This window comes from Methylomonas sp. LWB (assembly GCF_001856095.1).
Taxonomy (GTDB): Bacteria; Pseudomonadota; Gammaproteobacteria; order Methylococcales; family Methylomonadaceae; genus Methylomonas; species Methylomonas koyamae_A.
Map to the genome: position 1 here is coordinate 1 of NZ_MKMC01000007.1, position 20,537 is coordinate 20,537.

At 55.5% G+C, this 20,537-nt stretch carries 21 protein-coding genes and 1 pseudogene; 16 read left to right on the forward strand and 6 right to left on the reverse strand.

The features are described 5' to 3' along the window. The 4 genes and pseudogenes from BJL95_RS03495 to BJL95_RS03510 all read right to left on the reverse strand — a co-directional run. Window positions 1-394, reverse strand: a pseudogene (locus tag BJL95_RS03495) (hypothetical protein); the annotation flags it as partial. Between the two features lie 10 nt (window positions 395-404). Then, window positions 405-1,928 carry an ExeA family protein gene (locus BJL95_RS03500; RefSeq protein ID WP_254786671.1) on the reverse strand — a complete coding sequence of 508 codons (1,524 nt, stop codon included), beginning with the start codon at window positions 1,926-1,928 and terminating at the stop codon, window positions 405-407. 157 nt (window positions 1,929-2,085) lie between these two features. Then, complete coding sequence (locus BJL95_RS03505; protein ID WP_071155521.1) at window positions 2,086-5,436, reverse strand: P-loop NTPase fold protein; 3,351 nt, start codon at window positions 5,434-5,436, stop codon at window positions 2,086-2,088. A 45-nt stretch (window positions 5,437-5,481) separates the two neighbouring features. Next, entirely contained in the window at window positions 5,482-5,700 is a 219-nt protein-coding gene (locus BJL95_RS03510; protein ID WP_139306112.1) for a hypothetical protein, read from the reverse strand. 119 nt (window positions 5,701-5,819) lie between these two features. Between BJL95_RS03510 and gspE the strand changes: the two genes are divergently transcribed. The 16 genes from gspE (at window position 5,820) to gspD (ending at window position 18,812) form a co-directional block, all read left to right on the forward strand. Then, window positions 5,820-7,526: a type II secretion system ATPase GspE gene (gene gspE, locus BJL95_RS03515; protein ID WP_254786672.1), complete on the forward strand. Its 1,707-nt coding sequence runs from the start codon at window positions 5,820-5,822 to the stop codon at window positions 7,524-7,526. Window positions 7,527-7,780: 254 nt separating this feature from the next. After that, window positions 7,781-8,542 (forward strand): Abi-alpha family protein, encoded by a 762-nt coding sequence (locus tag BJL95_RS03520; protein ID WP_071155528.1) that lies wholly within the window; start codon window positions 7,781-7,783, stop codon window positions 8,540-8,542. 196 nt (window positions 8,543-8,738) lie between these two features. After that, window positions 8,739-9,020: a BrnT family toxin gene (locus BJL95_RS03525; protein WP_071155530.1), complete on the forward strand. Its 282-nt coding sequence runs from the start codon at window positions 8,739-8,741 to the stop codon at window positions 9,018-9,020. After that, on the forward strand, window positions 9,020-9,223 hold the full coding sequence (locus BJL95_RS03530; protein WP_071155532.1) for a hypothetical protein: 204 nt from the start codon (window positions 9,020-9,022) through the stop codon (window positions 9,221-9,223). The genes BJL95_RS03525 and BJL95_RS03530 overlap by 1 nt, the downstream gene beginning before the upstream one ends. Window positions 9,224-9,289: 66 nt before the next feature. Continuing rightward, a complete protein-coding gene (locus BJL95_RS03535) occupies window positions 9,290-9,517 on the forward strand; it encodes a hypothetical protein (RefSeq protein WP_071155534.1) in 228 nt (75 codons plus the stop codon). After that, window positions 9,514-9,912, forward strand: a complete 399-nt coding sequence (locus tag BJL95_RS03540) for a type II toxin-antitoxin system VapC family toxin (RefSeq protein WP_071155696.1) — start codon at window positions 9,514-9,516, stop codon at window positions 9,910-9,912. The genes BJL95_RS03535 and BJL95_RS03540 overlap by 4 nt, the downstream gene beginning before the upstream one ends. An 8-nt stretch (window positions 9,913-9,920) precedes the next feature. Next, entirely contained in the window at window positions 9,921-11,138 is a 1,218-nt protein-coding gene (locus BJL95_RS03545; protein WP_071155536.1) for a type II secretion system F family protein, read from the forward strand. An 18-nt stretch (window positions 11,139-11,156) separates the two neighbouring features. Next, the gene (gene gspG, locus BJL95_RS03550; RefSeq protein ID WP_064028101.1) at window positions 11,157-11,582 is read left to right on the forward strand and encodes a type II secretion system major pseudopilin GspG; all 426 of its coding nucleotides are present in this window, start codon (window positions 11,157-11,159) and stop codon (window positions 11,580-11,582) included. Continuing rightward, entirely contained in the window at window positions 11,582-12,073 is a 492-nt protein-coding gene (locus BJL95_RS03555; RefSeq protein ID WP_071155538.1) for a GspH/FimT family pseudopilin, read from the forward strand. Before gspG ends, BJL95_RS03555 begins: the two co-directional genes overlap by 1 nt. Continuing rightward, window positions 12,060-12,476, forward strand: a complete 417-nt coding sequence (locus tag BJL95_RS03560; RefSeq protein ID WP_071155540.1) for a prepilin-type N-terminal cleavage/methylation domain-containing protein — start codon at window positions 12,060-12,062, stop codon at window positions 12,474-12,476. The genes BJL95_RS03555 and BJL95_RS03560 overlap by 14 nt, the downstream gene beginning before the upstream one ends. A gap of 5 nt (window positions 12,477-12,481) precedes the next feature. Further along, on the forward strand, window positions 12,482-13,195 hold the full coding sequence (locus BJL95_RS03565) for a prepilin-type N-terminal cleavage/methylation domain-containing protein (RefSeq protein ID WP_083385605.1): 714 nt from the start codon (window positions 12,482-12,484) through the stop codon (window positions 13,193-13,195). Beyond that, window positions 13,179-14,126, forward strand: coding sequence for a general secretion pathway protein GspK (locus BJL95_RS03570; RefSeq protein WP_071155544.1), 948 nt, complete (start codon window positions 13,179-13,181; stop codon window positions 14,124-14,126). The genes BJL95_RS03565 and BJL95_RS03570 overlap by 17 nt, the downstream gene beginning before the upstream one ends. Then, window positions 14,123-15,307: a PilN domain-containing protein gene (locus tag BJL95_RS03575; RefSeq protein WP_071155547.1), complete on the forward strand. Its 1,185-nt coding sequence runs from the start codon at window positions 14,123-14,125 to the stop codon at window positions 15,305-15,307. The genes BJL95_RS03570 and BJL95_RS03575 overlap by 4 nt, the downstream gene beginning before the upstream one ends. Further along, on the forward strand, window positions 15,300-15,878 hold the full coding sequence (gene gspM / locus BJL95_RS03580) for a type II secretion system protein GspM (RefSeq protein WP_071155549.1): 579 nt from the start codon (window positions 15,300-15,302) through the stop codon (window positions 15,876-15,878). The genes BJL95_RS03575 and gspM overlap by 8 nt, the downstream gene beginning before the upstream one ends. After that, a complete protein-coding gene (locus BJL95_RS03585; protein WP_071155551.1) occupies window positions 15,875-16,507 on the forward strand; it encodes a hypothetical protein in 633 nt (210 codons plus the stop codon). Before gspM ends, BJL95_RS03585 begins: the two co-directional genes overlap by 4 nt. Then, entirely contained in the window at window positions 16,497-18,812 is a 2,316-nt protein-coding gene (gspD, locus tag BJL95_RS03590; protein ID WP_071155553.1) for a type II secretion system secretin GspD, read from the forward strand. Before BJL95_RS03585 ends, gspD begins: the two co-directional genes overlap by 11 nt. Before the next feature lie 72 nt (window positions 18,813-18,884). Here gspD and nqrM read toward each other — a convergent pair whose 3' ends face one another. Beyond that, a complete protein-coding gene (nqrM, locus tag BJL95_RS03595) occupies window positions 18,885-19,091 on the reverse strand; it encodes a (Na+)-NQR maturation NqrM (RefSeq protein ID WP_071155555.1) in 207 nt (68 codons plus the stop codon). A gap of 220 nt (window positions 19,092-19,311) precedes the next feature. After that, complete coding sequence (nqrF, locus tag BJL95_RS03600) at window positions 19,312-20,532, reverse strand: NADH:ubiquinone reductase (Na(+)-transporting) subunit F (RefSeq protein WP_064028077.1); 1,221 nt, start codon at window positions 20,530-20,532, stop codon at window positions 19,312-19,314. Window positions 20,533-20,537 lie beyond the last annotated feature (5 nt).

A 20,537-nucleotide genomic window follows, 5' to 3' on the forward strand; every position in this document is an offset into this window, starting at 1 on the left:
CTTTTGGAGGTTCGGGGGCCATTTTCTTGGCCGCGCCGGCCTTATCCGCCACGCTGCTTGCCGCGACCGTCCGTGGCGGCGGATCGGCTTTCGGCGCCGACGGCCGTTTCCGTTCCGGCTTGCCGGTTTGGCCGGCCGACACCGGTTCAGATTCCGCGTCGGGCCGCGGCGCCCGGTTTGCCGCGATGGGTTGAACGGCCTCCGGCTTGCCCGGTGCAAAGCCCAGGAAATACGTCAAAATAGCCGCGTTCAGCAATACCAATGCGACAACGATTTTGGCGATGCCCTGTCGCGCGGGGGCGGGTTGCACCGCAATCCTGGCCGCGACCGTATCCGGCTTTAGCGCTTGCCGCTCCTGCTCGGATTTACGCAATGCGTTTAAGATGTAAGACATATCGATAAGACTAGCGGGGGTTGATGTCCAAATGGGGCGAATCCTCCGCCCCACTCCGGTTCTGCAACTGGATCAAGGTACGCGCGCCGGCGATGCCGTCCGGCGTCAATTGCTGCTGGCGTTGAAATGCCATTAGTTGGGTTTTTAACGCGTCGTCGAAAAGCTGCGGATCGCCGCCGGCGGGAACCTCGGCGACTTTGCCGATCTGTCGGCGCAACCATACGACATCGGCGGATTTTTGCGGCGGCGCGATTTCGGTCAAGCCCGGCCGTGGCGGTCGCCACAGCAGCAGATAATTTCCGTCCCACAGCGTCAGCAGCTCGACCAGCGGGAAGGACTTGTCGCCGTTAATCCGGACCTCCGCGCGGCTCGGGTCGGCGCCGGTTAACAGCACGTAGCGCTTTTGGCCCCGCGTATCGTTCAACACCAACAGGGCCGGACGGTCGAGGCGTATCAATTCCCGCCAGCTCGCCTTGCCCGATAGGCAACTCAAACCCAACGTAGCGATCGAGTCGCAATTGACCGGTGTATCGGTCGCCGGATTTTGCCGCCAAATCCGCAGTAGTTCGGCTAACGCGACATCCGGAGACGCCGGCGCCTCATCGAGCCATTCCTGGAAAGCCGGCGCGAGCGGCTTGGCCTCGACCGGCGGCGGCGCCACGGCGACGGCGGCCTCCGATACTGCAAGCGGCTTGGCGGTTTGGACGATCGGCCGATCCGTCCACCAAACGTAGCCCCCCGCCGCGACACTGAGTGCCAACGTCGCGGCGGCCGCCACGTAGCGCTTTACCGCTGCTCGCCGGGGCCCCAAGGTTTCGCTGGCGGCGCGGACGATGATCGCCGGACCGATCTGGCGGGTATTGGTCGCGTAAGCGCCGAGCAAGGCTCGGTCGCACAAGATGTTGATCAAGCGCGGCACCCCGGCGGAATACCGGTAAATTTTGCGAATGGCCGCGGCCTGAAACAAACGATGGCTACCGTGGCAAACCCGCAAACGGTGCAAGATGTAGGCACGGGTTTCGTCCAGCGACAGCGGACCCAAATGATAACGCGCGGTTATCCGTTGATTGAGCTGGCGCAGTTGTTGGCGAGCCAACATTTGATTCAACTCGGGCTGGCCGACCAGAATAATCTGCAGCAATTTGGCTTTGCTGGTTTCCAGATTGGTCAGCAGCCGAATCTGCTCCAGTACCTCCAGACTCAAATTCTGAGCTTCGTCGATCAGCAGCACGCTGCGCCGACCTTCGGCGTACGCAGCCAATAGATAAGCATTGATGGCATCGATTAAACTCTTCGCACTCAGACTTGCATGGGCGATACCCAATTCGTCGCATATCGTCGCCAATAATTCGACGGCGGTCAGTTTGGGATTCAGGATCAACGCGATATCGACGTTATCGGGTAGCTGTTGCAACAAGCAGTGGCACAAGGTGGTTTTGCCGGTGCCGACTTCGCCGGTCAAAGCCACGAAACCGCCGCCCTGATTGATGCCGTACAGCAGATGCGCCAAACCTTCCTGATGGCGCTCGCTCATGTACATGAACCGCGGATCGGGCGAGATCGAGAACGGTAGTTCGCTGAAATTGAAATAGGACTGGTACAAGGTTTTGACGGCTCGACGATAGGTTGGCCGGATGCTAATGCAAAGCCCGGCAAATTGCACTCAAATTGCGCTGCGGCGGACGACCGGCCTACATCCCCGTACCCGACCGAAAGCTAAAGCGCGCCACCAGCGGCGCCCAGTGCCTCAATTCTCGCAAGTTTGTCGGCTGCGTCGTTCGGTAGGCGGTCAATGCGCCAAGCACGTACTTAGCCTCGTTAGCGTAAATCAGGCTGCGCAGGTAGTCGTCGAACAACTGGAAAGCGTCCTCGTCGCGATGCTCGTCCAAAAAGCGCAGCATGTCCAGCGAACTGCGCGGCGCGCCGGTGACCAAGGCCAACAGCGTCATCGCGGTCCGGTATTCGCCGTTGGCGCCGTGTTCTAAAACAAAGGTTTCCCGCTCCAAGGCATCGATCGAGGCTTTCAAGATTCGGTAGGTATTGACAAAGCGCTTCAGCCGGCGCGGCGACTTGCCGACCGCGCCCGCCAGGCGCAGCATGTAATTGCGTTCCTCGGCAGCGATGTCCAACAGTTCCGCCCCTTTCGGCGTTGGTGAGGGCTGGGCCTTGGCCGCGTCGAGGTGAGCCGCTTGCGACGTCGCGGCCTGTTGATCGGCGGCCGGCAAGTCCGCGGGCTTCTGCTCCGCGGCGTTATGCCCGGATTCGACACCGGCTTGGCCGACCGGCGCCGGCAACAATTCGAAAATCAGATTGCGGCTGGCTTGTTCTTCCATCGGCGGCAACCAAAACGGAATCTGAAAAATTTTTTCCAAATAATCGAGCGCGGTCGCGCCGTCAATGTCGGCCCGGCTAAGCGCCGTCGGTGTGGTTTGGCATTGTTCGTCGCCCGGCGTCAAATGGTTGGGGTATTTTTCGGCCAATGATCGGGCCGCCCAGCGAATATCCACGCCGACCACGACCACGAACAATTCGAAGGCCAGCATCAGATGAATCGCTTCCAGCACCGCCACCACTCTGTCGCTGGGACAACGGTCCAGGTCGTCGATATACAACACGATCCGATCGATGGGTTCCGGCGTGGTCGGTGCGGACTCGGACTCCCGGCGCATTTGCTTCATCAGATCGCTCAAGGTTTGGAAGTCGGCGCGGATGGCCGCGACAATACCTAGATATTGTTCGTAGTTTCTGCCGCTGAGGCGTTGCTCCACCAACCGGGCAATACGTTGCGCCGACCGGCTTTCCGCGACGGCTTGCTCGGCTTGTTCGACGTTTTGTATTGCCATCAGTAGCGAGGCTTCCGCATTGGCCAGCTTGGCCTGAGATTGCCGAAAGGCTTCCTCGGCAGACAGGAGATCGGCTTGATTTTCCAAGTGTTTGGCGGCCAGCCGGCGGTCTAACTCACCGCTCAAATTATCGAATTGACTCAAGCCCTCGGACACTGTTTTCAAATGGCGTTTCGCCCAAGCGATTGCCATCCCGCCGACCGCGCCCAGTTCGGCAAGCAAGGTCGATAGCATGGCCCAAGCATTGCCTATCCAGTCTCGAAAAACCGTAGCGAACAATGAGACGACGACGAGTACCAGAATCGCCACGACCGTCAGTTTACGAAATTCATTTTTGGAAATCGGCGCGCGCGACAACCAGCTCAAAGCCGACCGCACTTTGCCGGTTGCCGAGCGACTGTCGCGCACGATGTCCATCAAAGCGCTCACGGTTTGGCGGCCTTCCCGAATGTCTTGGCGAATGCCGCGATACCCCAGGTAATCTTCAGCCAAGACCAGCAAACGCTCCAGGTTTTGGTCCGTGATCACTTCGGCGTTGACCGCCGCGACGACATCGACAGCGCTTAGCGCCCGCACTTTTTCGGCTTCCAGTCTGGCCTGCTGCCGAACCGCTTGCAGCGCATTATTGCGATCGTCTTGTTCGTCACGTGCTCGGTTAAGCTGATTCTCTGCCTCCGCTCTGGCCTCTTTAGCCAAGTTTAAATCCTGTTGCACCGAGGCCAAAACATCGGACGCGTCACTCGGGCCAAGCAGCGCTTTATTTAACTCCTGGAAAATGGTCTGAACCAGACTGGCCCATAAGTCTTGCTCCGCGTAATGCCAGGCATTGAAACGGATCGACAGGATTCGCCGGCAAAACAGACGCTTGCCGTCCGGCCCGAGCGTAGAATTGGCGCACAGCCGCTCGGTTTGCTCGCTGATTAAGCGCATGAAAAAGCTCTTGCCGGCACCCCAATCGCCGAAAATGCCGATCGACAACGGCGGTCTGACCTGTTCGGCGGCCACGACCACCGCGAACGCGGTCGCATAACGCGCGACATCCAGCTTGTCGATGCCGGTATCGGCCGAATCCGAGCTATAGCCGGCGATGGTCGGCGGCGTGGTACCGATCAAGTGAAAGCGCCATTGCAAGCCGTCGTCATTGACCCAGCGCCGGGTAAAGTCGCCCAAGACTCGATTACGCAGCAACGGTAGGCTGACACCTACCCGCTTCAGTGTTTTATTGGCTGTCGAATCCGGCGAGACCAACAGCGAGGCGATAATATGGCGGACACCGATGATTTCGGTTCCGCTAATCGCCCGCGCCAGCGTCCGCGCTCGATCCAAAATATTCTTGAAGCCGTGCGTCGCCGAAAAAGAGCTGCCGCTACCGGCGAACGGGGAATCGACGGTCGTCAGCGTTCGAGGCTCGCCGATTTTTAGCGGGATAGCGACCAGTTCGGCGAAGGTCGCGCAATCGGGCACTTCGCGCAGCGACACCAGCAGATCGAGCAAGCTTGCCGAGGAAAATAGCGGCGGCGAGTGGCTCGCTATCGTTTGTTCCAAGGTGCGCAGCAATTGCACGGTTTGGGTATCGAATGCATAGCCACCCAAGAATTGTCCCGATGGTTGTAAATCGTCGGTATCCAGATACCCGCTCAACACCTGCGCCCAACCGCCAAACTCCGCCGAATAGTGATCGTGTATGTATTCGGCGAACCGGCTTCGCCACACCTCGGCTTCGAAGCCCCATTCTTGGTGCAGTTGATGGTTATGCCCTGGCGGATTCCGAAAAAAATACGCGGCCAGCACGTGGCGGGTCGCCAGCGGCGCGTCGCCGGCGCAACCAGTTTCCAAAGCCAGGGTGTGCGCCTCTTGCAGCACGGTCCGCGCCGAAATACTGATCGCGACTTTCCGCGACGCGGCCGGCCGGCCGTTACGAACGTTTTCCAGAATCGGCTCGCGTTGCGCCTCGGTCAGGCGCCGCTGCCGGTAGAGGTTTTCGACCGCAACGCCGCCGCGCTGAATTTGGGCTTGCAACCAGACCGATAGCGCATCGCCGTTCCATAACAAGCCGATCAGTAACGAGGTGTAGCTGATGTTGGCATCGTCTTCGGAAACGTCGCCGATATGGGCGGCAATTTCCAAGGCCTTTTGCAATTCCGAATCGGCGGAGAAACCCAATTCGGCCATCCAGTTTTCGCCGCTGTTTGCGCTCATGACGGACTCTGGTTTTGAGGAAGATGTAGGCCAGCTTACCGCCGGTTAGCGAGGACTTTGGGTCTCGGTCGCCTCGCGACGCTCGCGCTGATAGCGGTCGTAATCGGGGCGTTTTTCGCAATCGTCGGCCATCGCCTTTTGGCACTGCATCTGCCTGGCATTGCTGAGCGCATGGTAACCCATCCGCTGTGCCCAATCGCTCGAACAGCCGCCGGCCGCGACCGCCGCGACAGTCAATAGCCCGGCTCTCATTCCATTCGTCATCGTTATTTTCCTTCGGCATGGCGCCGTGACGCGTTGCGGTAATAATCGGCAGCCAGACTCAGTGGAAAATCGCTACAATGCCGGCCACACGGCTTTAGTTTACGGCACCGACGATGGACATGGAAATCGCAAATCGACCCGAAAAATACGCGGCTTTTCTGAGCCTGCTCAAACACCACGGCAAACTGTCCGACAGCGACTTGAGCAAGGTTCGGCGCATGCAGAAAACCTCGCTGGACGACTCTCTGCCCCAGCTGTTGATCAAGCTCGGCATGTGCTCGGACGCCGATGTCGCCAATTGCTTCGCTCAGACCAGCGGCTTGCCCAAGGTCGCCGGCGAACAATACCCGCCTCAATCGCCGCTGCCCGAGCTCATTTCCAGACGCTTTCTCAAGCAATACCACGTGGCCGGCCTGGAAGCCGGCGAGGACGCCGTCACCGTCGCGGTGCTGGATCCGGAAGACGACTACGTCGCCCAAGCCCTGCAACTGGCGACCGGCAAGCCTGTCGCGCTGAAAATAGGCCAAATGTCCGACATCGACGCCGCGCTGGAACTGCAATACGGCGAAGGCAAATCGCAAATGGACCAACTGCTGGACGGCCTGACCAGCGAAGAAGAAAACAGCGAAGACCTGGAACACCTGAAAGACCTGGCCAGCGAAGCGCCTATCATCAAAATGGTCAACTTCATCCTGCAAAAAGCCGTCGAAAGCCGGGCCTCCGACGTACACATCGAGCCGTTCGAACAAAGCCTGAAAGTGCGTTTGCGCATCGACGGCGTGTTGCAGGACATCGACTCGCCGCCGGTCGCTTCGACCGCCGCGGTGCTGTCGCGGATCAAGATCATGGCGAAACTGAACATCGCCGAGCGCCGCCTACCCCAGGACGGCCGGATCAAATTGCAAATGATCGGCAAGGAACTGGACCTGCGGGTCTCGACGATCCCGACGCTGTACGGCGAAAGCGTGGTGATCCGTTTGCTGGACAAGGAAAATGCGGTACTGGATTTTAAAACCCTGGGTTTCGTCGGCAAGCAGGCCGAGCGTTTCATGGAAGTGCTGGCGCAACCGCACGGCATTATTTTGATTACCGGTCCAACCGGTAGCGGTAAATCCACGTCCTTGTACGCCGCGCTGAAAACCCTGAATACCTCCGAGCGCAAGATCATCACCGTCGAAGACCCGGTGGAATATCAACTGGAAGGCATCAACCAGATTCAAGCCAAGCCGCAGATTGGTTTAACCTTCGCCTCGGCATTGCGCTCCATCGTCCGCCAGGACCCGGATGTGATTATGATCGGCGAGATGCGCGACCTAGAAACCGCCAAGATCGCGGTGCAATCCGCGCTGACCGGCCACTTGGTACTGTCCACGCTGCATACCAACGATGCCGCCGCCGGCGTCACCCGCTTGCAGGACATGGGTCTGGAGGAATATCTGCTCAGTTCGACGATCAACGGCATTCTGGCCCAGCGCTTGGTGCGCCGGCTGTGTCCCGTTTGCAAGCAAGCCCACCCGGCTTCGGAAACGCTGATCGAGGAAATGAAACTACGGCAGTGGCAGTCGACCGGTGAAATCCTGCTGCACAAACCGGTCGGCTGCCCGGCCTGCAACGGCATCGGCTACAAAGGCCGGCTGGCGATCATCGAGTTCTTGACGATGACCGACACGATCCGCAAGCAAATCATGAAACACGAGGAAGCTTTCGTGATCCAGCAATCCGCGATCGCCGAAGGCATGCAAACCATGTACGAAGACGGCGTCGGCAAAGCCTTGCAGGGCACGACCACGCTGGAGGAAGTGTTAAGGGTGACGACGGAGGCGTAATTGGATTACATAAAGTCGTTATGTGGATTTATTGAAAATAATCAATTGTGGATTGGCGAAATCCGACCCAAGGCGGAAGCTCGTGTATTTATCTAGAATGTCGGTTTAAAATTTAAATCAGCCATTCAAATAATAAAAGTTGTAGGGTGGATAAGCGAAGCGCCATCCACCTATTTGCGTTCCCATGGTGGATGGCGCTTCGCTTATCCACCCTACGGCCCTAAAACGTGCCCGCCCTACTTGGCTTTATTAAGATGAATGAAATAATTGAAACTATTAGTAGCGCTCCAAAAGTATTGGAAGAAACATACAGTGATCTTGTTTCGGGTGCATTGAAGGAAGCAGGTAAGATAGGAGTTGATGCTGTCAAAACAATAAGATTAGCATTGTTTCCACTTCAGTATGCGGCAGCTCTTCAAGACCGGCTTGCACGATATATAGATCAGTCTATTGCACAAGTGCCGAACGATAGGCGAATCGCCCCTATGGAATCGCTTATTTTACCAGTATCCGAGAAACTGAAGTATCAGGAGGAAGACAACCCAATAACCATATTATATATAAACCTTTTATCTCGCGGACTTGATAAAGAGCGCTTAGGGGAAGCCCATCCAGCCTTTATAAACATAATCACCCAACTTGCTCCTGATGAGGCCTTGATTATCAATGAATTAGGCAATGAAGGTTACAGACTCTACTTCCTATCAAACACCAAGAAAAATAAAATTATAGGGAACAATGAGCTTAGTCTTTCGCAAGGATTTAATGTATTAAACGATCAGATAAAAAACTTGCTCCTTTCAAAAAAAATAAACCATGATATCCTTGGAAACCCCAGCCTACTTCTGACTTTTATCGAACACCTCGTTTCTCTTGGCATAATAACTTATAATAATGAGATTTTTAATGATGGCGAACTTCGAGAAGTTCGACTGAGATTTTCATCGTTTACATATTACTGTATCGAGCTTAGCGAATTTGGAAAGTTATTTTACAAAGCATGCATTAAGAAATAATTTAAAATTGCTCCTAAATATTGTGAAAGACAGCAGCCCGGGTGGGCACGGATTTTTGTGCCCACCCGGGTTGCAATGGTGGGCAAATTTGCCCACCCTACATCTGCAAAAGCACTTAACCGGACGATCAAAAATTTAAAGGGCTGTCCGCTTTTGGCCGACTGTGCTCAGCCCCCCAATTAAAAAAGCATTTCAAATGAAATTCGAATGGGATGAAAACAAAAACCAGAACAATATCCGCAAGCACGGCGTCGATTTTCGCCAGGCGGTATATGTGTTTGCCGATCCTTTCGCTTTAAGCATGCCGGACAACGAACATTCAGACGATGAAGAGCGCTGGCTGTTGTTGGGCAAAAATCTGAACGAACAAATATTGCTGGTGGTCCATACTTTTCGTTACGATGACATGATTCGTATTATTTCGGCCCGAAAAGCCACCCAAAATGAAAAAGCCACTTATACCCGGAGGGCAAAATAATGAAAGACGAATATGACTTTTCTAATGCCGAGCAAGGTAAGTTTTATGTTTCTTTGGAAGACATTCAAATACCGATTTATCTGGACCGGGACATCGCTCTTTATCTCTCGGAAAAATGTCAATCAAACCCTGAAAACTTGCAGTTATTAGTCAACGACTTACTAAGAAAAGACATTGAAATTGCCAGGCGAGTTGCTTTGTAGAACGGAAATTTTTTGAAATGCGATAGGCACCGATTGGTAAAATGACCCCAACTCACCGGAGGTAATATGTATACCGCAATTAAAGGCATTTACGAAAACGGCCAAGTCATACTTGAAGAAACCCCGCCCACCAATACGAAGTCGAAAGTAGTTGTTATGTTTCTTACCGAAGAACAAACTGTAGCTAAACCTGTCCATCGAGGGGTAAAGATCGGTAGCCTGGCGGGAAAGGGGTATAGCATTCCTGATGATTTTAACGAGCCACTGGATGACCTAAAGGATTACATGTGGTGAGTTATCTCGTAGACACGCAGATTTTGATATGGACCTTGGTGGCGCCAAACAAACTGGCGCCACAAGTAAAAAATGCGTTAGAAAACGAAGCGACATTTATCAGTCAGATAAGTTTCTTTGAAATCGCCATCAAGCAAAAGCTGGGGAAACTGGCGGAGCTTGATCTTACTATCGATCAACTGACGAACTTTATCGAACGCGATGGTTTTAATCTGCTCGGCATTCAAAACCGACACATCGATGCCTACGCGGAAATACCATTATTAACCAACCACCGCGACCCGTTCGATAGGCTATTGTTAGCTACTGCCTTTAGCGAAAACATGCCGATTGTTTCCGCCGACGAGAATTTTGCCTTATACCCACCGCAAATCCAGCTCATTGCCAATCGCTAAACCATTCCATGCCTTTATATTCCTACAAAGCCGTCAACAATCAGGGTCTCGCCGAGGAAGGCGTGCGCGATGCCGCCGACGAGCAGGCCCTGTTGCTGGAACTGCAAAATCAGGGTTTGATTCCGATCCGCGTCGAAGCGGCCAAGGACAAGACCTTTCTCGGGTTCAAGCTGAAAACCGCCGGCGTGCGCCTGTCCGCCAAGGAAATCGGCATGCTGACCGCCGAATTGGCGACATTGCTGGAATCCGGCCTGCCGCTGGACCGCTCGCTGACGATCTTGCTGCAACTGACCGAGGATAAGCCCAAGCTCAACAAGCTGACCGCCGACGTACTGGACAAGGTCAAGGGCGGCAAGGCGCTAGCCGACGCGCTGGAAAGCCAGACCGGCGTATTTTCCAAGTTTTATCTGAACATGATCCGCGCCGGCGAATTGGGCGGCAATCTGGGCGGCGTATTGCAGCGGCTGGCCGAGTATATGGAACGCGCCCAGGAGTTGAAGGATACCGTCAGCACCGCGCTGATTTACCCGGCGGTGTTGCTGGTGATGTCGCTGGCGTCGCTGTTCGTGATGTTGACCTTCGTCGTGCCGCAGTTCAAGGAAATGTTCGACAGCGCCGGCCAGGCCTTGCCGGTGCCCACGCAAATCGTGGTCGGGCTGGCCGAGTTCCTGCAAAGCTATTGGTGGCTGCTGCTGCTGAGCATCACAGCCGCGGTTCAATACTTCAAATCCCAGCTCGGCGCACCGGCCAGCAAGAAGGTCTGGGACGGCCGGTTTTTGAAAGCCCCGCTGGTCGGCGAAATCGTGTTGACGATGGAGGTCGCCAGCTTCAGCCGCACCTTCGGCACCTTGCTGGGTAACGGCGTGTCGATTTTAAAGTCGCTGGTCATCATTCGGGAAACCGTCGGCAACACGGTGTTGGCCGAATCGCTGGATTATGCCGAGGCCCAATTGAAACAGGGCCGAACTTTATCCGAGGCGCTCAGTCAACAAAGCCTGTTTCCCAAACTCGCCGTGCAAATGATTAAAATGGGCGAGGAAACCGGCCGGCTCGAAGAAATGCTGATGCGGGTGGCCGGCATTTACGACAAACAATTAAAACAAACGATACAACGCATGCTGGCCTTGCTGGAACCGGCGTTGATTATCTCGTTGGGCCTGATGATAGGCGGCATCATCGTCTCGATTTTGCTGGCGATTCTCAGCGTCAACGATCTGGCTTTTTAATCCAAGGAGAGACACGCGATGACACACACGATACGCCGCCAACGCGGCTTTACGCTGCTGGAACTGTTGGTGGTATTGGGCATTATCGCCATGCTGGCCGGCATCGTCGGCCCGCAGGTCATGAAGCACATGGGCGCCTCCAAAACCAAGGCGGCCAGGGTGCAAATCGAGGACCTGGCGGCGGCGCTGGACATGTACAAGCTAGACGAGGGTCGTTACCCAACCCAACAACAAGGTTTGCTGGCGCTGATCGAAAAACCGTCCGACGCTAAGCGCTGGAACGGCCCCTATCTGCGCAAGGAGAAGATTCCGCAAGACCCGTGGAACGTCGATTACCACTACGTCTTCCCCGGCCAACACGGCAAGTTCGATTTGTTCAGCTACGGCGCCGACGAGAAGGAAGGCGGCGAAGGCGAGGAACAAGACATCAATAGCTGGGAATAATGGCCCGGCCGCCCCGTCCCGCCGCCGCGCGGGGTTTCACGTTGATCGAGATGGCGATCGTGTTGCTGGTCGCCGTGCTCGGTTTCGCGGTACTCGGCAACAATATCGCTTCCGGCAACCACGCCACCAAGTTGCAGGCCGTGGCGCGCGACATCACTTCGGCGCTGCGCTATGCCCACGGTCAAGCCCTGTTGACCGGCAAAACCGCGGCGGTCACGATCAGCCTGGCCGATAACAGCTACCGGGTGGACCATCGCGACAAGACTTACGCATTCGCCGAGGACATCGACGTGTCGCTGGTGGTTGCCGAGGAAGAATTCGCCGACGGCGAGCAAGGCAGCATCCGCTTCTTCGGCGACGGCTCCTCGACCGGCGGCCGCATCACGCTGGAATGGGGCAATCTGTCCAAACGCATCGACGTGAACTGGATTACCGGCGAAGTCGCCATTTCGGCCGCCGAACCCGACCTGCTCGACCATGCGACGGCTTGACGGATTTTCGCTGCTGGAAATTTTAGTCGCCTTTTCGATCATGGCGATCGCGCTGACTATCGTGTTGCGGGTATTCGGCAACGGCGTCAACCACGCCGGAATCGCCGAGGAATACACGATCGCGGTGCAAATCGCCGAGTCGCTGATGGCCCGCACCGGCGTCGAAACCGCGCTGGAGCCGGGCGAACTGGACGGCAACGAAGGCGAACGCTTCGATTGGCGGGTCAGCGTCCAACCAGTGCAAAACAGCGGCGGCGTTCGCGAAAGTCTGCGCAAGCTGGCCGACGGCGACCAGGAACCGGCCGCGCGACTGATGCGAGTCGACGTCACCGTGGCCTGGGGCGACGACGAGCAACGCCGCACGGTAGAACTCGATACCTTAAAACTGACCACCGCTCAATAACCGGCATGGACCGCCCGACGCGAAACGGCTTTACCTTAATAGAGATGTTGATTGCGATGACGCTGCTTAGCGTGATCGTGGCGCTACTGTTCGCCAGTCTGCGCATTGCCGCCGAAAGCTGGAACGTCGGCGAAGCCAAGCTGACCGAGGTCAATCAAAAAGCCGTGGTCTATCAGTTTTTTAGACGGCACCTCAGTGGCATCAAGCCGGTACCGGCGCCGGCCGAAGACAATCCGTCATCGCCGACCGGCCTGCGCACCGACACCCCCGACGCCGCCGATCAAGCCGCCGAGACGCTGGCCTTCGAAGGTCGTCCGCATGCCATTCGTTTCGTCGCGGCGCTGCCTTCGGCTTCGGCCCGCAAGGGCTTGCAGACGTTTACCGTCGATACCGACCCTGATAGTTCGTCGGTGATTCGGGTTTCGCTGGTGCCTTACGGCCAATTACCCGAGGCCGCGGCCGAGGCCACGGTCCTACTGAATAATGTCGAGGACTTCGAGTTGGCCTATTACGGCACCAACGCGGAAACCGATAAAACCGCGTGGCACGAGCAATGGATCAACGCCGAGCAACTGCCGTTGCTGATTAAGGTCCGCATCGTGCTGCGAGACCATAGCTTCTGGCCCGACATGATCTTTCCGGTCAGAATCAATGCCAGACCGACGCTGACCGCGCCGCCCGCCAATACCGAGAGCGTGGACGATGCCAACCCGAATTAATCGGCAACCGGGCTTCGCGCTGGTCATCGTCATCTGGATTTTGACCTTGCTGAGCATCATGGCAGGCAGTTTTGCATTAAGCATGCGCCGCGAAAGCAGCGTCAGTTATGCGCTGCACAAAAACGCCGAAGCGATGGCGATCGCCGAAAGCGGCATCAATCTGGCTATTTTCAGGCTGCAACAAACCGACAAGGCGCAGCGCTGGCTATCAGACGGCAGCGTTTATCAGGTCCCGACCGTGGACGGCGTCACGCGCATCAAGATTCTCGCCGAATCCGGCAAGGTAGACATCAACGCCGGTAAGGAGGAACTGCTGCAAGCCGTCATTGCCGGCGCGACCAGCGACGAGAAGGAACAAGCGCGCTTGGTGGACGCGATCGTCGATTGGCGCGATGCCGACGACGAGCCGCGTCAACACGGCGCCGAACGCAAGGAATATCAACAGGCCGGTTTGCGGCAGCGCCCCGGCAATCGACCGTTCCAGTCCGTCGAAGAACTGCAACAGGTGATCGGCATCGACGCTGAATTGCTGGAACGCCTGCGGCCCTGGCTAACCGTGTATTCGGAACAAGCCGAAGTGGATTTCAAGGTTGCCGATCCGAAGCTGTTGCAAATCATCGGCGCCGATCTGAAAGAACGCAATGTTCATGATGTATACTTGGACAATCGTTTGGCGGCTCAGTCGTCGGACCAGGAAGACACTGGCGAAACCGGCGAGGACAGCGGAATCGCCGAGAACCAGGCTTTTACCATCACGGTGGAAACCCGGATTGGCGAAGACGCCGGCGCTGGCCTCGAAGCGGTCATTAAGTTTCAGAATCAGAACCCGGATGAGCCTCCTATAAAAATCCTGGATTGGCACCCTCGGCAAGACGCATTGTCGTTATTCGACTCGGCTATGGAATCCCAGCTAATTTTTGTTCAAGAATGAATTTACAAGCGACAATCGATTTTGACCTGCGGCGGTTTTTCCGCTGGTGGAGCAAAGAGCTGAGCTACTGGATACCCGCTCCGGTGCTGGCCTTATTAAGCGACCGCAGCGGCTATCTGATTTTCGCCGAAACCCCAGCCGGCATGACCGCGACGTTTCGCCGCGCCCTCGACCCCGATCAGCCTCCCGTCTTCAGTAAAACCCTGAATCGCGACAATCCCGATGCCTATCGGGAGTTGCTGGCGCAACAACCGGAACTGCAAAAAGCCGATACGCTGCTCAGGCTGGAAGCGGGCCAGGGTCTGACCAAAACCATTTATCTACCGCTGGCCGCCCAGGAAAACCTGGCGCAAGTGGTCGGTTTCGAGCTGGACCGGTACACGCCGTTCAAGGCCGACGCGGTGTATTTCGCCAACTTACCGTTGGGGAAAACCGATTCGGGCCAACTACGGGTTCAGTTGGTGCTCACGCCGCGACCTGTGCTGGATCGCCTGCTGGAACAATTACAGAGTTGGGGCGTGCAACCCAGCGGCGTCGATTACGCCGAGGCGTTACCCGCTGAAGGTATCACGGCGGATTACAATCTATTGCCGGAACGTTTCCAACCGCGCGGCAATCGCTTGTCGCAATCGCTGCACTGGCTTTTGAACGGATTGTTTGCGCTATTGTTGCTGGCCGCGACAATTTGGCCGGTTTGGCGGGAAGGTGAAGCGGTCGAGCGTTTAAAGGCCAGTATTAAAACATTGGAAAAGGAAACGCGGCTGATTGAGGGCCAACAACAGGAAATCGAGGCGGTGCGGAGCAAGACTCAACGCTTGATCGACCTGAAAACCCAAACCCCCTCGCTAATCGAAGTGCTCAACGAGCTCAGCAAGTTGTTGAAAGACGACACTTGGCTCACCCACTTTCAGTACACCGACAAGCACTTGCAGGTTCAGGGCCAGTCGCCGGCCGCTTCCGCGTTGATCGGCATCTTGGAAACGTCGCCCTATTTCGCCAACGTGGCTTTCGTATCGCCATTGACTCAGGATAAGAACACCGGCCGGGAACGCTTTCAAATCAGCATGGATGTCGCCGCCGTCGCCGAAACCGAACCCTCGGAAGCAGCCGATACCGCCGAGGAAACCGACACCGATGCGAATCCGGCCGATGACAACGGGTCAGGGACGGCGAATGAGTAATCCGCGTTATCAACGTTGGTTGGCTCTAGGGCTGTTGATCGGCGTCGTCTTGACATTGCTGTTTGCGATTCTGCTGCCCTTGTTGAATCAATGGTTGGATTATCGCGACCAAAAAAGCGATTTGTTATTCCGCCTGCAACGCCAACAAGCCGTTGCCGCTCGCAAACAAGGCGTAGCCGACAATTTGCAAGCCTTGCAGCAGCAATTCGAAGAGCAGGATTACTTCTCGAACAGCACGACCGAGGCCTTGGCGTCCGCCGAGCTGCAAAACGCGATCAAGACGGCCGTCACCGAAGCCGGCGGCCAGCTCACCAGCACGCAGGGGCTGCCGGGCAAAGCCGAAAACGAATTCGTCCGAATTTCAGTGAAGGTGCGCATGGTGTCCTCGATAGACGCACTGCGCCACGTGTTGCACAGCATTGAGTCTTCGGTACCGCTGCTGGTCATAGATCAACTGGACATTACCCCGGTTCGCGGGGCCCGCAATCGCGGCACCAACAAAATAGACCCCAGCACCCAACTCAACGTCAGTTTTCAAGTGGTCAGTTTCATGCGAGCCAAATCCTCATGAACCAAAAACTATTGAAACTGCAATTGATAGGCTGCGGCCTGGCAAGTTTAACGCTGGCCGCCGAGTGGACTTACGGCAATCTTGCCTGGAACGAGTTGCTCAAGGCCTTGGAGCCGCCCGTGCCGGCTGAATTTCAAAGCGAGGAATTGCCGGAACTGCCGGAGCGCCAACGCTCGTTGGAGAATTTCGCCGAAATCGTCGATCGCCCGGTGTTTATCGAAGGCCGCCGGCCGATTGCGGATACCGCGACATCCGATGCGACCGCCGGACCGGACCTGGGCCAGATCGACGATTGGGCCTTAGTCGGCATCTACAACAAAGACCGGAATCCGATCGCACTGTTCAGCAAACGCAACGAAGCCAAAAAATTTCAAAAGCTCAACGAATCGCAAAGCATTTCCGGCTGGACGCTTAAACAGATACTGGCCGACCGGGTTGTGCTGACCCAAGCCGGCCAGGAAAAAGCCGTCGCGTTACGTAAGCCTAGACCGCAAACCAAACCGCCGGTGCCGGGCAGGCCCCCCGTGCCGCCGAGACCGGCGCAACCGCCAGCCGCCATGCAGCCGCCCCCGAAACCCAACGAACCATCTCCGCCCGTTGAAAATGTCGAGAACATCAATGACAACTAGTAAATTCACTCTCACGCCGGTCGTGGCGTTAGCGCTGTCGATGACAGGTTGCGAGTTTATCGGTCCGCAATTCCATCAGAAACTGCCATTGGCCGACGTCAAACCGGCGTCCGGCGATCAATTATCGCTACCGGAGTTGTCCAACGAAGCCGATAAAAACGCTGAAAACAAAGTCACCAAGGTCGAGTTGTTCCCGAACGGCGAACCCGTCATCAACGCCCAAGCCAACACCACGTCCGAACCGAAAAAATCGGTCGGTAAAGGCGAATACAGCTTGAATTTCGACGACGCGGATCTTGGTGAAGTAGCCAAGGTGATCCTGGGCGATATCTTGAATCGCAACTATACGATCAGTCCGCAAGTCACCGGCAAAGTCACGCTACAGACCTCGAAACCGCTCAGCAAGGAAGAATTGATTCCGACCCTGGAAATGCTGCTGAGCCTGAACAATGCCGCGCTTTCGACGCTGGACGGGGTTTATTTGATCAAGCCGTCCAACGAAGCGATTTACAGTAGTTCGATCAACTCTCTGTCGGGTTCGAAAATGCCCAACGGCTATCAGGTCCGCATCATTCCGGTCAAAAACGTCGCCGCCGCCGAACTGGGCGAAATACTGAAACCCTTGTTGCCGGAAAAAGCGCTACTGCATGTCGACGCCAATCGCAATCTGCTGATGGTGGCCGGTTCCGGCGCCGAGCTGGGCCGGGTCATGGATGTGGTCAACACCTTCGATACCGATATTTTGAAAGGCCGTTCGTTCGCGCTGTTCACGCCGGCCCACGTCAGCGCCGGCAAAGTCATTGACGAGTTGGATCAAATCTTCAACCACAAACAAGAGAAGGACAAGGGCGGCGATTCCAGCTTTTTCCGTTTCATAGAAATCGAACGCCTGAACGCGATTCTAGCCATCACTCATCAGGCGCATTACTTAAAAGACATCGAAAACTGGATCTTGCGGCTAGATAGGATCAATCCGGCGGCGGCCGGCGGCGTGAACGTCTACCGGGCGCAGCATGTCAGTGCTTCAGACTTGGCGGAAACGCTAAGCGGGATATTCGGAAACGGTTCCGGCCAACGCAGTTCGAAAGCCTCCATTGCCTCCGGCCGAAAAAGCATGTCGGCCAGCAATCGTTCGTCTTCCAGCAGCAGCGGAACCGGCGCCTCTAGCAGCACAACCGGCACGGGTACCAGCTCCAGTAGCAGCAGCCGCAGTGGCGGCGACAGCGAGCGCACGCTCAGCGACCGCAACCAAGACCGCAATCGTAGCAGCGGCGCGAGCGGCAGCGTCGGTTCGGTACTGGGTAACGCCTCTACCGCCGGCTCGAGTAACAACGACATGCCCAACGTCAAAATCATCCCCGACGATGGCAATAACGCACTGATTATCGTCGCAAACTCAGAGGAATACTCCAAAATCCTCAGAGTTATAAAACAATTGGACGTGTTACCTCTGCAGGTGATGATCGATGCGACAATTGTCGAAGTCACATTGAAAGACGACTTGCAGTACGGCATCCAATGGTATTTACAACACGAGAACGGCGGGACCAATATCGCTTCGGGCGGAGCGGACAATGGGCTGATTAGTTCCGGCACGTTGACCGACATCGCCAAAGGTATTGGAACCGGTGGTTTTTCTTACGCTTTTTCGAGCGGTTCCAAGGACATCAACGCTGTCCTAAAAGCCGGCGCCACCAACAACAATATCAACGTCATCTCATCACCTTCGCTAATGGTTTTAAATAATCAGGAGGCTTCGATCAAGGTCGGCGATTCGGTTCCAATCTTGACGAGCACCACCACTTTCACGACCGGTACAGCTACCAGTAACAATATTCAAATGGTGGATACCGGCGTTAACCTCGCCGTTCGGCCAAGAGTCAACTCGGGCGGATTGGTGTTAATGGATATATTGCAAAGCGTCAATCAAGCCATCCCAACAACTGGTACGGGTGGGACCGGCACATCCACCATCAATTCGCCGACGATTCAAAAAAGAGAAATAGAAACCAGCGTGGTGGTGCAGAGTGGAGAAACTATCGTGTTGGGTGGCTTGATCAAAGAAAATAACGACTATAGCCGCTTCGGCGTACCGCTGCTGCATGAAATTCCATTAGTGGGTCCGCTATTTGGCAGCACTACCCGCAATAAGGATAAGACCGAATTAGTCGTACTTCTAACCCCTCGCGTGATGAAAAGTCGTATAGATGCTCAAGACGTCACACACGAATTTAGACGGAAACTATCGGGAATCTATAGGGAACCGGACACGATTAACATAGAAGTTGAAGAAGAAACCCAGTAGGAACTGGAGTTTGCTTTGCCCCTCTTAGCGCGCTTAAGCGGGGCAATGATCTCAAGATTCAAATCGCTTCTATCAGCTTTTCAGAGCGGCATCATCAGAATGCGCTAATCTCGCCTGCTCGGCCTCCAACAGTTTGCGCTTGTCGCACTTCTCGGTGCAGATGCAATTGCCGGTACCGCCGCAAGAGCCTTTGATCGCGTGCCGACCGAATATCACGCCGATCGCCATGACCGCGATCACGATCAGCATAAACACGAAAGTTACTAAAAAATACGTCATGGATGTCCTCTAATTCAATATGACGGTTGAAAATACGTCTAATCGATAGATCGTCAAAAACAGAAATAGTTACAGTACCGGCCAAAATAGGTGTAGCGACTACGGCAATTGAAGCCAATTCATACTAAAACCTGATTCCCGCCAAAATCAACCATCGTCACAAAAAAAACGAGGAGAAATCCTGAGATTGCTCCTCGTTCCTGACCGGCAAAAAACCGACTTAGCCGCCGAAGTCGTCCAGGAAGATGTTTTCCCTGTCTACACCGTTAGCCAACAGCATGTTGATCACCGACGAGTTCATGATCGGAGGACCGCACATGTAGAACTCGCAGTCTTCCGGCGCCGGATGGTTCTTGATGAACTCCTCGAACAACACGTTGTGAATGAAGCCGGTGTAACCGGTCCATTCGTCTTCCGGCAACGGATCGGACAGAGCCACGTGCCATTGGAAGTTGTCGTTCTCGCGTTGCAACATGTCGAAATCTTCGACGTAGAACATTTCCCGCTTGCTGCGCGCGCCATACCAGAACGTGATTTTGCGTTTGGATTTCAACCGACGCAGCTGGTCGAAAATGTGCGAACGCATCGGTGCCATACCGGCACCACCGCCGATGAAGACCATTTCGGCATCGGTATCCTTGGCGAAAAATTCTCCGTAAGGACCTGAAACCCAAACTTGATCGCCCGGCTTCAAATTAAAGATGAAAGAAGACATGATGCCTGGCGGAATACCGTCCGGCGCGCCCGGCGGCGGCGTGGCGATCCGCACGTTCAACATAATCTCTTTTTCCTCCGGATAGGAAGCCATCGAGTAGGCCCGCAAAGTCGGCTCTTTTACGTCGGAAACATAGCGCCAAAGATTGAATTTATCCCAATCCGGGCGGTATTCCTCGGCGACATCCATATCGGCGTACTTGGACACGTGCGGCGGACATTCGATTTGAATGTAACCACCCGCGCGGTAATTGATCGCTTCGCCTTCCGGCAATTGCAATACCAACTCTTTAATAAACGTCGCGACGTTGTCGTTGGACTTGACGGTGCAAAGCCATTTTTTGACGCCGAATACGCTGTCCTCGACTTCGACCGCCATATTGGTTTTCACCGCGACCTGGCACGCTAGACGCTCGCCGTGAGCCGCTTCGCGCTTGGTAATGTGCGACAGCTCGGTCGGCAGAATATCGCCACCGCCGCTATGCACTTTCACCTTACATTGGCCGCAAGAACCGCCGCCGCCGCAAGCGGACGAAACGAACAATTGGTTGTCGGACAGCGCATTCAACAATTTCGAACCGGCCGGCACGTGAATCTTCTTCTCGTTGTTGATCAGAATTTCCACATCCCCGGCGGCCACCAGTTTGCTTTTCGCGCCGATGATCATAAACACCAGCGCAATCACGATAGCCGTGAAGAAAATAACCCCTAATGCAATTTCTAGCATTACGA

Bases quoted from the DNA above. Each gene is read 5' to 3' on its own strand.
- BJL95_RS03500 (WP_254786671.1), bottom strand. From the start codon at position 1,928: ATGAGCGAGCGCCATCAGGAAGGTTTGGCGCATCTGCTGTACGGCATC.
- BJL95_RS03505 (WP_071155521.1), bottom strand. From the start codon at position 5,436: ATGAGCGCAAACAGCGGCGAAAACTGGATGGCCGAATTGGGTTTCTCC.
- BJL95_RS03510 (WP_139306112.1), bottom strand. From the start codon at position 5,700: ATGACGAATGGAATGAGAGCCGGGCTATTGACTGTCGCGGCGGTCGCG.
- gspE (WP_254786672.1), top strand. From the start codon at position 5,820: ATGGAAATCGCAAATCGACCCGAAAAATACGCGGCTTTTCTGAGCCTG.
- BJL95_RS03520 (WP_071155528.1), top strand. From the start codon at position 7,781: ATGAATGAAATAATTGAAACTATTAGTAGCGCTCCAAAAGTATTGGAA.
- BJL95_RS03525 (WP_071155530.1), top strand. From the start codon at position 8,739: ATGAAATTCGAATGGGATGAAAACAAAAACCAGAACAATATCCGCAAG.
- BJL95_RS03530 (WP_071155532.1), top strand. From the start codon at position 9,020: ATGAAAGACGAATATGACTTTTCTAATGCCGAGCAAGGTAAGTTTTAT.
- BJL95_RS03535 (WP_071155534.1), top strand. From the start codon at position 9,290: ATGTATACCGCAATTAAAGGCATTTACGAAAACGGCCAAGTCATACTT.
- BJL95_RS03545 (WP_071155536.1), top strand. From the start codon at position 9,921: ATGCCTTTATATTCCTACAAAGCCGTCAACAATCAGGGTCTCGCCGAG.
- gspG (WP_064028101.1), top strand. From the start codon at position 11,157: ATGACACACACGATACGCCGCCAACGCGGCTTTACGCTGCTGGAACTG.
- BJL95_RS03555 (WP_071155538.1), top strand. From the start codon at position 11,582: ATGGCCCGGCCGCCCCGTCCCGCCGCCGCGCGGGGTTTCACGTTGATC.
- BJL95_RS03560 (WP_071155540.1), top strand. From the start codon at position 12,060: ATGCGACGGCTTGACGGATTTTCGCTGCTGGAAATTTTAGTCGCCTTT.
- BJL95_RS03565 (WP_083385605.1), top strand. From the start codon at position 12,482: ATGGACCGCCCGACGCGAAACGGCTTTACCTTAATAGAGATGTTGATT.
- BJL95_RS03570 (WP_071155544.1), top strand. From the start codon at position 13,179: ATGCCAACCCGAATTAATCGGCAACCGGGCTTCGCGCTGGTCATCGTC.
- BJL95_RS03575 (WP_071155547.1), top strand. From the start codon at position 14,123: ATGAATTTACAAGCGACAATCGATTTTGACCTGCGGCGGTTTTTCCGC.
- gspM (WP_071155549.1), top strand. From the start codon at position 15,300: ATGAGTAATCCGCGTTATCAACGTTGGTTGGCTCTAGGGCTGTTGATC.
- BJL95_RS03585 (WP_071155551.1), top strand. From the start codon at position 15,875: ATGAACCAAAAACTATTGAAACTGCAATTGATAGGCTGCGGCCTGGCA.
- gspD (WP_071155553.1), top strand. From the start codon at position 16,497: ATGACAACTAGTAAATTCACTCTCACGCCGGTCGTGGCGTTAGCGCTG.
- nqrM (WP_071155555.1), bottom strand. From the start codon at position 19,091: ATGACGTATTTTTTAGTAACTTTCGTGTTTATGCTGATCGTGATCGCG.
- nqrF (WP_064028077.1), bottom strand. From the start codon at position 20,532: ATGCTAGAAATTGCATTAGGGGTTATTTTCTTCACGGCTATCGTGATT.